9 protein-coding genes and 2 pseudogenes are annotated in these 12434 nt (G+C 72.6%); 9 read left to right on the forward strand and 2 right to left on the reverse strand.

The genetic code is table 11. The annotated features are described in order from the left end of the window. The first annotated feature begins 132 nt into the window (after positions 1-132). From ABEB03_RS06530 to arfA, 8 genes and pseudogenes are all read left to right on the forward strand, one after another. Entirely contained in the window at positions 133-285 is a 153-nt protein-coding gene (locus ABEB03_RS06530) for a hypothetical protein (protein WP_199791397.1), read from the forward strand. Between the two features lie 41 nt (positions 286-326). Beyond that, positions 327-1571: a PucR family transcriptional regulator gene (locus ABEB03_RS06535; protein WP_345644129.1), complete on the forward strand. Its 1245-nt coding sequence runs from the start codon at positions 327-329 to the stop codon at positions 1569-1571. Positions 1572-1821: 250 nt separating this feature from the next. Beyond that, entirely contained in the window at positions 1822-2595 is a 774-nt protein-coding gene (locus ABEB03_RS06540) for an IclR family transcriptional regulator (protein WP_345642606.1), read from the forward strand. Then, positions 2592-3443: an SMP-30/gluconolactonase/LRE family protein gene (locus ABEB03_RS06545; RefSeq protein WP_345642610.1), complete on the forward strand. Its 852-nt coding sequence runs from the start codon at positions 2592-2594 to the stop codon at positions 3441-3443. The genes ABEB03_RS06540 and ABEB03_RS06545 overlap by 4 nt, the downstream gene beginning before the upstream one ends. An 83-nt stretch (positions 3444-3526) precedes the next feature. Beyond that, positions 3527-3673 carry a hypothetical protein gene (locus tag ABEB03_RS06550; RefSeq protein WP_345642616.1) on the forward strand — a complete coding sequence of 49 codons (147 nt, stop codon included), beginning with the start codon at positions 3527-3529 and terminating at the stop codon, positions 3671-3673. 224 nt (positions 3674-3897) lie between these two features. Beyond that, a pseudogene (locus ABEB03_RS06555) lies at positions 3898-4059 on the forward strand (extracellular solute-binding protein); the annotation flags it as partial. Positions 4060-4062: 3 nt separating this feature from the next. Further along, positions 4063-4266: pseudogene (locus tag ABEB03_RS06560) on the forward strand (carbohydrate ABC transporter permease); the annotation flags it as partial. A 35-nt stretch (positions 4267-4301) separates the two neighbouring features. After that, on the forward strand, positions 4302-5807 hold the full coding sequence (arfA, locus tag ABEB03_RS06565; RefSeq protein WP_345642619.1) for an arabinosylfuranosidase ArfA: 1506 nt from the start codon (positions 4302-4304) through the stop codon (positions 5805-5807). A 39-nt stretch (positions 5808-5846) separates the two neighbouring features. Here arfA and ABEB03_RS06570 read toward each other — a convergent pair whose 3' ends face one another. Continuing rightward, positions 5847-8831, reverse strand: coding sequence for a beta-galactosidase (locus tag ABEB03_RS06570; protein ID WP_345642622.1), 2985 nt, complete (start codon positions 8829-8831; stop codon positions 5847-5849). An 854-nt stretch (positions 8832-9685) separates the two neighbouring features. Here ABEB03_RS06570 and ABEB03_RS06575 point away from each other — a divergent pair. After that, positions 9686-10594 carry a sulfite exporter TauE/SafE family protein gene (locus tag ABEB03_RS06575; protein ID WP_345642625.1) on the forward strand — a complete coding sequence of 303 codons (909 nt, stop codon included), beginning with the start codon at positions 9686-9688 and terminating at the stop codon, positions 10592-10594. 73 nt (positions 10595-10667) lie between these two features. Here ABEB03_RS06575 and ABEB03_RS06580 read toward each other — a convergent pair whose 3' ends face one another. Then, entirely contained in the window at positions 10668-12377 is a 1710-nt protein-coding gene (locus tag ABEB03_RS06580) for a pyridoxal phosphate-dependent aminotransferase (protein ID WP_345642628.1), read from the reverse strand. Positions 12378-12434 lie beyond the last annotated feature (57 nt).

The following is a 12434-nucleotide window of genomic DNA, read 5'->3' on the forward strand; positions in this document are numbered from 1 at the left end:
CGGAGTGTCAATGCATTGTCGAGACTGGCTCTGCCGGACGGGGCCGGCGTGGGTAGTGACCGTGGGGCCACTCGACCGGTGGCCGCACGGGTCCGGGTGGGGACGACCTCCGACAGAGAGGCTGACCCTGCGATGTCCAGACTGCTCGCCGCCGCGCTGACCGTTGTCGCCGCCGCCCTGCTGGCGGTGGGTGCCGCGCTGGGGATCGTCGCGCTGCTCGACGCGACGCCCGACCAGCCCAACACCCCGTTGATCACCTATGAGCACGCCGGCCAGGAGCGCTGACCGTGCCGGGCCGCAGGGGTGCGCCGGAGGCGGAGCGCGTGGTGCAGATACGCCCGGGGCCCCTCACCGTGCGCTCGGCATGGCGTGATGTTCCCCGGCTCCAGGTGCGCCGGTTCGCGGCGATCGCCATGGCCGAGGCGCCCGCGCTCGCCGAGGAGATCCTGCGCGAGATCCGCCGCGAGTACCCGCATCTGCCGCTCGTGCTGGACGACTCCGGCGAGCCGATGGCCCTCGTAGGCATCCGGCGCGCCATCGAGGTCTTCGTGCAGCAGCTGGAGGCGGCCGAGGGCAGGCCTCGCGTCCCCCCGGAGGTGTTCCAGGAGTTCGGCCGGGGCGAGGGCCTGCACGGCCGTACTCTCGACTCGCTCCAGGCGATCTACCGGCTGGGGGTCAGGCTCGCCTGGCGGCGGTTCGCCGAGATCGGGCAGCGCGTCGACATCCCGCCACCGGCGATGTACGAACTCGTCGACGCGGGATACGAGTACCTGGACGGCCTGGTGGACCAGTCCGTGCGGGGCTATGCCGAGGCCGCGGCGCGGCAGGCGGGGGAGCGGCTGCGCCTCCAGCGGCGCCTGATGGAGCTGCTGTTCTCCGAGCACCATCACCGGGGCGACCCGGCCGAGGCGCTCGTCGAACGCGCGGCCCGTGTCGGCTGGCCCCTGCCCGACCGGGTCGCCGTGGGGGTGCTGCTGCGTCCGGCCAGGGAGGCCGTCGCGCCCGCCGTGGGGCAGAGCGTGCTGCTCGACATGGAGTACGAGCAGCCCCGCATGGTGGTGCCCGAGCCCGACGCCGCCGGCCGGCCGGAGCTGCTGGACCGGGCGCTGACCGGCTGGGCCGGCGCGATCGGGCCGCCGGTGCCGCTGGCCGAGGCGGCGAAGTCGTTGCGCTGGGCGGAGGCCGCCGTACGGCTCATGGAGCGGGGGCTGCTGCCCGCCGGAGGGGTTCTGCACTGCACGGAGCACACCGAGGCGCTGGTCCTGCTCCAGCCCGAGGAACTCATCGACGACCTGGCGCTCCGGTGCCTCGCCCCACTGGAGCACTGCGGGCCCACCCACGGACGCCGCCTCGCCGAGACACTGCTGGCCTGGCTGGAGACCCGCGGCGGAGCCCCGGAGGTCGCCGCCCGCCTCGGCGTCCACCCGCAGACGGTCCGCTACCGCCTGCGCCAGATCAGGGAACTGTGGGGCGACGAGATCGACGACCCGGACCGGCGCTTCGAGCTGGAGCTGGTGCTGCGGGCCCAGCGCCTGCGCGGCGAACTCGGTGACCCCCGAGCCCGCCGCTAGGCGTATCGGCCTGAAGGGTTGCTCACGCGACGCCGCCCTCGGGCCGGCCGATCACGCCGCGGGCCGGTGTCGGCGTCGTGCCGCCGCACCGGTCATGGCCCGGCATCGGCGTCGTGCCCCGCACCGGCCATGGCCAGGCATCGGTGTCCTGCCCCCGCACCGGCCATTGCCCGGTCAAGCCCACTGTGACTAGCCTGTGTTCGTCATGCCGATCGTCTGTTGAAATTTCGAACATAGGGAGGGGTCGGTCGTGGGACGCCTCGTACCTGCCGTGACCCGGGCTCTGGACATACTGGAGCTCTTCCTCGACGGGGACGGGACTCTTTCCGCCCCCGACATCGTGCGCAAACTACAGCTGCCCCGCACCACCGTGCACGAGCTCGTCACCACGCTCGCCGCGCGTTCGTACATCGTCCAGGTGCCCGGGCAGCCGGGACGCTATCGGCTCGGTGTGCGCCCGTACCAGCTCGGCAGCCGCTACGCCGAGCAGCTCGACCTGGCCGCCGAGGGGCAGCAGGTGGCCCGTTCCGTCGCCGAGACCTGCGACGAGACGGTGCACGTGGCCATCCTCGAAGGCACCGACGTCATCTACATCGCGAAGGTCGACTCCACGCACGCCGTGCGCATGGTGTCGGCGGCCGGGCGCCGGCTGCCCGCGCACTGCACCTCCGTGGGCAAGATGCTGCTCGCCTCGCTCTCCGAGCCGGAGCTGACCTCGCGCATTCCCGACGACGCCGAACTCGTCGCGATGACGCCCAACAGCATCACCGAGCCCGCCGCCCTGCGCACGGCCCTCGCCGAGATCCGCCGGCGCGGCATCGCGGTGGAGAGCCGCGAGTCCAACCCGGACGTCAGCTGCGTCGCCGCCCCCGTCCGCGACCGCACGGGACAGGTCGTCGCCGCGCTCTCCATCTCCGTACCGATGATCCGCTGGAGCGACGAGCGTCGCGGCGAGCTGGAGCAGCTCGCCGCGAAGGGCGCCGCCGAGCTGTCCGAGCGGCTCGGCCACCGGAGCATCGGATGAGCGCCGCCGAGGTCGCGGTCCGCGCGGACGCCGCCCTGGGCGAGGGCCCCACCTGGGACCCGGACGCCCAGCGGCTCGTCTGGGTCGACATCCTCGGGTCCCGGGTGCACACCTACGCCCCGGCCTCCGGGCGCCGCACGGTCATGACCACCGAGCAGCACGTGGGCGCGGCCAAGCCGCGCGCCGGCGGCGGCCTGGTCGTCAACCTCCGTGACGGCGTCGGGCTCTACGGCCCGCCCGGCTCGGGGGAGGCCTTCCGCTGGCTGCACCGGGAGCCCGTCCCCGGCCGCCGCGCGAACGACGCGGCGGTCGCTCCCGACGGCTCGCTGTGGTTCGGCACCATGCGCTACGACGAGGCGCCGCGCGGCGGCACGTTGTCCCGGATCACCCCGGACGGTGCCGTGCGCACGGTGCTCGACGACGTCGCCGTCAGCAACGGCACGGGCTGGAGCCCGGACGGCCGGCTGATGTACTACATCGACTCGCCGACCCGGCGCATCGACGTCTTCGACGTGGACGCGGACGGACTGCCGTACGACAGGCGGCAGTTGGCGGCCGTCGAGGACGGCTTCCCGGACGGTCTCACCGTCGACGCCGAGGGCTGCGTCTGGGTGGCCCTCTGGGACGGCGGGGCGGTCCACCGCTACGCCCCCGACGGGACCCTCGACCGGGTGATCGTCCTGCCCGTCCGCCGCCCCACCGCCTGCGCGTTCGGCGGCCCCGGCCTGACGGACCTCTACATCACCACGGCCCGCACGGACCTGGACGCCCCGCACCCGCTCTCCGGCTCGGTGCTCGTCGTCCCCGGCGCCGGAAAGGGGCTGGCGCAGGCACCTTTCGCCCACTGACGCACAGGTCTGCGCCCCGGGCGGCAGGCAGTGAGATCTGACGATCTCGCGGTCTGCTGATCGGCCTGGGAGACCGGGCGACGGTGGAGCAGGCGCGGCAGGAGCACGACCAGGTCTCCGACACCGAGGTCACCTCGGTGTCGGAGACCTGCTGCTTCCAGCTCGTCCAGGCCGTCGGCGTCGCCCGGGGCCGTGCCCCGAGACGTCGTTCGTCGAGTCCGGTCCGCTGACGCCCGGCAGCGCTTTCCGACGTCCCCTCCCGGATCCTCCGACGTCCCGTCGGACCTCCGCCCGTCGGACCCCCTGACGTCCGGCCGGACCGAACCCCGGCCTGCCGAGTTTCTCTCCCGTCACCCGAGTTCTGCGCAAACCATTGACGCGAAAGCGCTTCCTATCTACGGTCCCGTTCGAAGTTGCGATCGCTTATCGAAATCTCGAACATTAGGGGCGGGGTATGGGACGACCTGGCCTGAATCGCAGGCAACTCCTGGCCGGAGCAAGCGGACTGGCCGTGGCGGGCAGCCTCGGCTTCGCCGCGCTCGGCACCGGCGCGGACGCGCTCGCGTCGGGAGCGGACACCCGGGTGCGCTACTGGAACCTCTTCAGCGGCGGCGACATCCTGTGGCCGTACATGGTGACCAACAACCCCGACCTGATGACCATGCCGAACGGCATCGCGACGGTCATGAACTCCTACGGAATCCAGTGGGCCCAGCTGATGGCCGGGGGCCTGATGGCCGGACTCCCGCTCATCGTCGTCTTCGTCTTCTTCCAGCGCCAGATCGTCGCCGGTGTCGCCCACACCGGCCTCGCCGGCCAGTGAGAACCCACCGCTCGCCAGCTCTCCGGAAGGAAACCATGCCCCGCACCGCCCGATTCGCCCTCGACCCCGACTTCACCGTCGGCACGGTCGACCCCCGGCTGTTCGGCTCGTTCGTCGAGCACCTCGGCCGCTGCGTCTACACCGGCATATTCGAGCCGGGCCACCCCTCGGCCGACGAGGCGGGTCTGCGCACGGACGTGCTGGAACTCGTCCGTGAACTCGGCGTCACCGCGGTCCGCTACCCCGGCGGCAACTTCGTCTCCGGCTACAACTGGGAGGACTCGGTGGGACCGGTCGAGGAGCGGCCCCGCCGCCTCGACCTCGCCTGGCGCTCCACCGAGACCAACCGCTTCGGGCTCGGCGAGTACATCGCCTTCCTGAAGAAGATCGGCCCGCAGGCCGAGCCGATGATGGCGGTCAACCTCGGCACACGCGGTGTCGCCGAGGCCCTGGCACTCCAGGAGTACGCCAACCACCCCTCCGGCACGGCCCGTTCCGACCTGCGGATCGCGCACGGGGACAAGGACCCGTACGGCATCCGGCTGTGGTGCCTCGGCAACGAGATGGACGGACCCTGGCAGACCGGCCACAAGACCGCCGAGGAGTACGGCCGTCTGGCGGCCGAGACCGCCCGCGCGATGCGGCAGATCGAACCGGACCTCGAACTCGTCGCGTGCGGCTCCTCCGGGCAGGGCATGGAGACCTTCGCCGCGTGGGAGGCGACGGTGCTGGAGCACACCTACGACCTCGTCGACCACATCTCCCTGCACGCCTACTACGAGGAGACCGACGGCGACCGGGACTCCTTCCTCGCCTCCGCCGTCGACACCGAGTCCTTCATCGAGAACGTCGTGGCGACCTGCGACCACGTCGGGGCCCGGCTGAAGTCCGCCAAGAAGATCAACCTCTCCTTCGACGAGTGGAACGTCTGGTACCAGAGCCGTCCCAACCCGCACCCCGTCGAGGACTGGCAGGAGGCACCGCGCATCCTGGAGGACGTCTACTCCGTCACGGACGCCGTCGTCTTCGGGTCCCTGCTCATCGCACTGCTGCGGCACGCGGACCGGGTGACCGTCGCCTGTCTCGCCCAGCTCGTCAACGTCATCGCGCCGATCATGACGGAGCCGGGCGGACCGGCCTGGCGGCAGACGACGTTCTTCCCGTTCGCGCAGGCGTCGGAGCACGGGCGCGGCGAGGTCCTCGACGTGCGGGTGGACTCGCCGACCTACGAGACGAAGAAGTACGGCGAGGTGGACCTGCTGCACGCCACCGCCGTGCGCGCCGAGGACGGCTCGGTCACCGTGTTCGCCGTCAACCGCGACCGGACCGCGCCGCTGCCGCTCGAAGTCGCCCTGAGCCGGCTGGACCTGACGACGGTCGTCGAGCACACCGCGCTGTCCGACGCCGACCCCGACGCCGTCAACACCGCCGACGACCAGGAGCGGGTCACCCCGCACCCGGTCGACGGGGCGGCGCTCCGGGACGGCACGCTGACCGCCGTCCTGGAACCGCTGTCGTGGAACGTGATCCGGCTGCGCTAGCCCTGTCCGACAATTCCCGCCCGGCCGGCGCGGTCGGGATCACCGCCGGGCACCTCGCTTCGCGGGGCCGGGGGAGTCCACCGGGGCCACCGGCACTCCTCCGGCCGCGCTGCCGAGCAGCGTCAGCCGCACCTGGCCGGGCCCGGCGGGCGTGGTCCCGTCGGACAGGACGGCCAGGGCCAGCGTGTTGCTCCCCCGGGTGCGGAGCAGCCCGTTCGGCAGGACGAAGGTGTGCTGGGGGCCGACGTCGTTGATGTACTGGCCCATGTTCCAGCCGTTCAGGAAGATCTGCACCCGGTAGGCGCGGGCCGGGTCGTCGGTGAGGGTGAGCCCGATCGACGCGTCCACGCCGGTGTCGACGGCGAGCCGGAAGTCGCAGCGGTACCAGACGACGCCCTGGCGCCGTTCGGCCCGCGGGAGATCGACGACCTTCCAGCCGGCGTCCGCGAAGCCGGGCAGGTGCCAGCCGTGGCGCTCCCCGTACAGGCCGCCGTTGTTGAGCGGGCCGCGCACCCGGTCCGGCGCGCCCTCGCCCCGGATCCGCCAGGCGAGCGACGGGGAGGCGCCGGCGAAGCTCACCGCGGTCAGCCCGCGGGCCACCTTGTGGGTGTCGCGGGCCGCGCCGTCCTCGTCGTGCTGCATACGGCGGACCAGGACGGACAGCACGTGCGGGCCACGAGTCCCCGGCTCGACGGGGAAGGTGGCGGTGGCCTCCCACGTGCCCTGCCGGACCGTCTTCTTGTCCGGCACCGGCATGCGGTGGGTCCCCAGCGGCTCGCCGTCCAGCCAGGCCATCAGCAGCCCCTGCGCGCCCGTGACGTACGACAGGGAGACGGACTCCGCGTCCCCCGCGGACGCGAAGTGCCCCCGGTACCAGACGTCTCCGTAGTGGAAGCCGTAGTCGTCGGCGAACAGCACGGGCTGCCCGGCGGGGACGGGGGTGACGCTGAACGAGGACTTCTTGTCGGCGGTCCTCCACGACGAGTCGTCGAAGCCGGCCGCGGACTCCGGATTCTCCTCGGACCGGCGCCAGTTGGTCAGCGCGGGCAGTCGCACGGCGGGCACGCCGGGCAGTTGCTGCACGGCCCGCAGGCTGCCGGACCGGGTGGCCCGCGTCTTCACCGTGCCCTGGTTCCAGACGACCTCGGTCGTCCCGCGCGGACCCCACACCTCCAGGTCCGCCGCCGCGACGGTGTCGCCGGTGAGATGGACGGCGGTACCGCGCAGGGCGGCCGAGCGCAGCAGCTCGGGCCCGTGCACCAGCACCGGTCCGGACGGGGTGTCGTACCGCCACAGCCGGCCCGAGGCCGTGTCGTCGGCGAGCAGCAGCAGGAGGGGCGCCGCGGTGCCGCCGCCCTCCACGAGGACCCGGGTGAGCCCGTCGAGGGGCGCGTCCACCCGGAGCAGGCCGTCCGCGTACTCGTGTCCGGCGTTGCCCTCCAGCACGGTGACCGTCGGCTCGCTCGCGCACTCGATCGCGGTCTGCGTCGGCTCGCCCGCCCGGCCGGTGAACACGGCGATGTCCTGGCGTCCGGCGGTGAGCCACAGCATCGGCTGGGCGCTGGAGTGGCGCAGGGTGCGCCGTCCGAGGGAGATCCCGGTGGCGACGAGGCGCGCGTCGAGCCCGGGCACCGGCACGGGCACCGTCGATCCGGCGAGCGGCACCTGGACGACGGTCTCGGAGGACGCGTCGTTGCGCAGCACCAGGAAACGCGCCCCCGTGTCCGGGTTGACCAGCGGATACGCCTTGACCGCCGTGTCGTCGCCGACCGTGACGTCCGGTGCCCGGTCCAGTTTGGCGAGGTCGGGCACGCAGTGCAGGAGCTGGCCGATCTGGTGCATCGGGATCAGCTTCTCGGTGGGCCTGCGGGCCTCGTCCAGGGCGGCCCCGTAGTCGTACGAGGTGTAGACGATCGGTGCGGGCAGCCAGCCCCAGGACGTACCCCCGAACGTCATGTAGACATTGTGGATCTTGATGCCGTTGGCGAGGTTGGTGAGGTAGAAGCGGCGCTCGTACGCGGCGTCCCGGGTTCGGCGCGATTCGGCGTAGCCCTTCCCGTCGAACTCCGCCCCGCCCCACGGGTCGAACCAGCCGCCGCCGAACTCGGCCATGAAACCCGGGGTCTCGGGGCTCGCCGTCGAGCCGCCCTTGGCGCCGCCGATGCCGAAGTAGCCCCAGTCGGGCGGCTGCCCGACGGGCGAGGGATACCCGTCGAAGGCGTACAGGTAACGGCCCGTCTCGCCGTCCGTGTCGAAGGTGCCGGGCGCCCAGTGGCCGTTCCTGCCCTTGTCGTTGTGGAACAGCGGCACGTCGATGCCGTCGGCGCGGACCTTGGCGTACAGATGGGTCATGTAGTCGCGGCCGAGGGGGCTGGTGACGTTGTTCGCGTACTCGTTCTCCAGCTGGTAGAGGACGACGGTGCCGCCGCCGTGGGTGTAGAGGTGCCGCGCGGCGATCCGGTCGACGGCGGTCAGCCATTCGTCGACGTACTTCAGGTACGTCGGGTCGGAGGTGCGGGCCGTGCCCGGGGTGACGGTCAGCCAGCCGGGGAAGCCGCCCGCGTCGACCTCGGCGTTGATGTAGGGGCCGGGGCGCAGGATGACGTACAGGCCGGTCTCGGCGGCCGTCCGCAGGAACAGGTCGAGGTCGCGGACCCCGGTGAAGTCGTACGACCCCGGGGCGGCGGAGTGGTAGTTCCACGACACGTAGATGCTGATCGTGTTGTAGCCGTGGGCGCGCAGCTTCTCCAGGACGTCCCGCCACAGGGACGGGCTGGGCAGCCGGAAGGGGTGCACCTCGCCCGACCAGAGCACCAGCCGCTTGCCGTCGACGAGCATCGAGTACCGGTCGAAGCCGACGGTGTGCGTCCTGCCGTCGGCCGCGGGCGGGCCCGGCGCGGGCCCCGTGGGAGCGAGGGGCGCCCTTCCGGCGGCGGACGCCTCACTGCTCACGCTGCCGCTCAGGGAGAAGCCGAGCGCGGCCGAGCCGGCGAATGCGCTGAAGGTACGTCTGCTCAACACCATGCGGGTCCTCCCGGGGACGGCGATGGGTATCCCCCTGTCCTGGCTTGCCCGATCCTGTCCGGGCGCGGCCGAGGACGTGGGGGAGGGTGCGGCCATTGTCCACAGCGGTGCGTCCCACACTGGTCATATGAGGATCCCGGCGTGGGCGGATTACGCGGTACGGGCGGTACCGCGGAGGTCCAGGCGGAGCCGGCGGCGTCTGTCCGGTGGGTCGGTTGCCTCCGGTCCGGTGGGTCGGTTGGCTCCGGTCCGGTCCGGTGGGCGTTGCGCTGTCTGTCCGGTGGGTGGGTCGGGGCCGTGCCGGTGATCCGCCCGTTGCAGCCCTTGTGCGGGGCGGTGCTGGTAGGGCCTCGGTGGGTGCGTGTTGCTGTCCGCAACGGGCATTTGATTCACCGGCACGGCCCCTTCGGTGAGAGGGCGGCTGCGGGTGCGTTCATCGCGGGTTCCCGCACACCTCTGGGGCCGGGGGGGACTGTTCAGTCCGTCCGGCGTTTGAGGACGAGGCCGTTCAGGCCGATCGGGCTGAGTTCCGGGTGGCATACGAGGTCCGGTGGCCCCCTCCCGGCGGCGGTTCCCGTCCGGTGCCGGCTCCCGTCCCGCCTTGAGGACAGGGAGCAACCTTTCAGCCCGTCCGGCGTTTGAGGACGAGGCCGTTCAGGCCGATTTTTCCCACCCCCGGGGGGCCTTGGCGGGGGTGGGGGTGCCGGCGGGCGCATCCTGTGAGCCGTCCTCATCGTGCACTCAGGCTGTCCTCAGACCGGCGTCCTAGCCTCGCCTCCCGATCATCCCCACCCGGCCGGTGGGCATCCGGGGTTCCGGGCCCGGCGGTCCGGAACGACGACGGGACGCACCACATGCGCACGCTGACACTGCTCGCCCTCGCGGGCCTCGGGGCCCAGCTCGTGGACGGCAGCCTCGGCATGGCCTACGGGGTCACCTCGTCCACGCTGCTGCTGGCGATGGGCACCAACCCGGCCGCGGCGTCCGCCACGGTCCACCTCGCGGAGATCGGCACCACGCTGACGTCCGGCGCCGCGCACTGGCGCTTCGGCAACGTGGACTGGAAGGTCGTCGCCCGGATCGGTGTGCCGGGCGCCGTCGGCGCCTTTCTCGGCGCGACGGTCCTGTCGAAGCTCTCGACCGAGGTCGCGCAGCCCGCGATGTCCCTGATCCTGCTGGCCCTCGGCGTGTACGTGATGTCCCGGTTCACCTTCCGCGGGCTGCCCGAGGGCCGGTCGGAGAAGCCGCTGCGGAAGCGGTTCCTCGCGCCGCTCGGGCTCGTCGCCGGATTCCTGGACGCCACCGGGGGCGGCGGCTGGGGCCCCGTCGGCACGCCCGCTCTGCTGGCCAGCGGCCGGATGGAGCCCCGCAAGGTGATCGGCTCGGTCGACACCGGCGAGTTCCTGGTCGCGATCGCCGCGAGCCTCGGATTCCTCTTCTCGCTCGGCTCGCAGGGCCTGGCGTGGACCTGGGTGCTGGCCTTCCTGCTCGGCGGTCTGGTCGCCGCGCCGGTCGCCGCCTGGCTGGTGCGGCTGGTGCCGCCCCGCGTGCTGGGTTCCGCGGTGGGCGGCGTCATCGTCGTCACCAACGCCCGCACGCTGCTCGGGAGCGAGTGGGCCGGCGTGCCGGACGGCCTCGGCACCCCGGTCCTCGTCGCCCTGTTCGTGCTGTGGGCCGCCGCCCTCGGCCACTCGGTGCGCGCCCACCGCAGGGAGCGTGCCGCCGGGCCGCGGGCCGAGGAACGGGAGCCCGTGGCGGTGTAGCCGTGCGCCGCGGCACCGATGGGGATCGGCGCGGGACGGCACCCGGCCGGATGTGTGTCCCGGGCTTCGGGTGTCAGCCGGCCCGGTTGTAGAGCATGGCGCCCACGGCGGGCCAGCCGGTCGTCTGCGGGGGCTGTGACCGGGGTGGTGGTTCCGGCTGGGTCCGGCCGCGGACCTGAGCCGCCGTCAGTCCGCCCTGTGCGCCGAGGGGGGAGGCCGCCCTGTTCATCCCCGGCATCCCGGTCCGGCCGAGGGGCTGGAGCCCCTCGACCGGGGCGGGCATGGCCGGCGCGGGGGCCGGTGCCGGGCTCGCGACGGTGCCGGGCAGCTGCGCGGCGGCGGGCGTCGGCCAGGCCGTCGACTGGGCGGGGAACTGCGGGCCGGGCTGCGCGGCCGGGAAGCTCGCCGCCGCCGCGGGCGCCGGCTGGGGAGCGGGCTGCGGCAGGGGCTGGGGCAGCGGCTGCGGTGCGGGCAGGCTCGGGGCGGGTTGGGGAGCGGGCAGGCCGGGCGGCGGCCCGGGCTGGGCGGGGGCCGGTCCCGGCCAGGCGTTCGCCTGTGCGGCCAGCCCCTGCATCCCGCCCCCGTTGGTGGCGCTGACGAGGCGGTCCACCGCCGCCGTGCCCGAGCTGTAGCTGGTCCCTGTGCCCAGCTCGGGCACGGCGGCTCCCCTCCTGGTCCCGTAGAGCACCTGTTCCAGGCCGGACACCAGGCGACGCACGTCCACCTGGGGGCGCACCACGAGTCTCAGGAAGCGGCTGGACGATCCGATCTTGTTCCCGCACTCGCGGACCAGGATCCGGTGCTCGGTGAGCAGCCGGTCCCGGACCACGGTGCCTTCGGCGCCCACCGGCAGGCGCACGAACAGGAAGTTGCCCTGGGACGGATAGACCGTCAGACCGGGCAGCGCGGAGAGCTGGCGGGCCATGTCGAGCCGGTCGCGGCGGACCATGTGCAGGCTCTCCATGTACTCGGCGCCGTGCTCCTTGAGCATGAACACCACGGTCTCCGCGAAGGAGTTGAGGTTCCACTTGGGCAGCATCGAGCGGATCTTGCCGGCGAGGGCGGGGTTGGCGACGAGATAGCCGAAGCGGATGCCGTGCAGACCGAAGTTCTTGCCGAGGCTGCGCAGCACGATGACGTTGGGCCGCATCACCGCGTCCTCGACCACGCTGGGGTCGGACTCCGCGTCGGCGAACTCCAGGAACGACTCGTCGATGACGACGAGGTCCAGGTCCGCCATGGCGTCCATGAACTGGACGACGGAGTGGCGCGGCAGGAAGCCGCCGTCGGGGTTGTTCGGGTTGCACAGCACGGCGACCCGGGTGCCGCGGGCGCGGATGAACTCCGCGTAGGCGGCGAGGTCGAGGGCGAATCCGGCGGATTCCTGGAGCGGGAACATGTCGACCCGCTTGCCGGTCTCCATCGGCTGGTCGGTCCAGCGGCCGAAGGTGGGGACGGGGATCGAGAGGGACTCGCGGACGAGGAGGTGGTCGATCCATGTGATGAGCTCGGTGGAGCCGTTGCCCATCGCGACGCACTGCGGCGGGAGCTGGAGCAGCGAGCACAGTTCGGCGGTGATGGTGTCCGCGCTGCTCGGGTAGTAGGTGATGATCTCGCGCAGCCGGCCCGCCAGTTCGTCGAACATCGCGGGCGTGGGGAAGTACGGGTTGCACGGGATGCAGAAGTCCACCGGGCCGGCGCCGTCACTTTCCCGCGTCAGTGCGGCCATCGACGGGCTGTGCGCCGCGGTGCCGCGAAAGAGCGAGGTGACATTGCCGGCCATGGAACCTCCGTAGGGGGCGGACCGTCGGGGAGAACGGGCCCTCCGTCTTGTGGGTGG

Source organism: Streptomyces siamensis, assembly GCF_039543605.1.
GTDB lineage: Bacteria > Actinomycetota > Actinomycetes > Streptomycetales > Streptomycetaceae > Streptomyces > Streptomyces siamensis.

Excerpts from the sequence above, each read along its gene's own strand:
- ABEB03_RS06545 (WP_345642610.1), top strand. The coding sequence starts at position 2,592 with ATGAGCGCCGCCGAGGTCGCGGTCCGCGCGGACGCCGCCCTGGGCGAG.
- ABEB03_RS06570 (WP_345642622.1), bottom strand. The coding sequence starts at position 8,831 with ATGGTGTTGAGCAGACGTACCTTCAGCGCATTCGCCGGCTCGGCCGCG.
- arfA (WP_345642619.1), top strand. The coding sequence starts at position 4,302 with ATGCCCCGCACCGCCCGATTCGCCCTCGACCCCGACTTCACCGTCGGC.
- ABEB03_RS06575 (WP_345642625.1), top strand. The coding sequence starts at position 9,686 with ATGCGCACGCTGACACTGCTCGCCCTCGCGGGCCTCGGGGCCCAGCTC.
- ABEB03_RS06580 (WP_345642628.1), bottom strand. The coding sequence starts at position 12,377 with ATGGCCGGCAATGTCACCTCGCTCTTTCGCGGCACCGCGGCGCACAGC.
- ABEB03_RS06530 (WP_199791397.1), top strand. The coding sequence starts at position 133 with ATGTCCAGACTGCTCGCCGCCGCGCTGACCGTTGTCGCCGCCGCCCTG.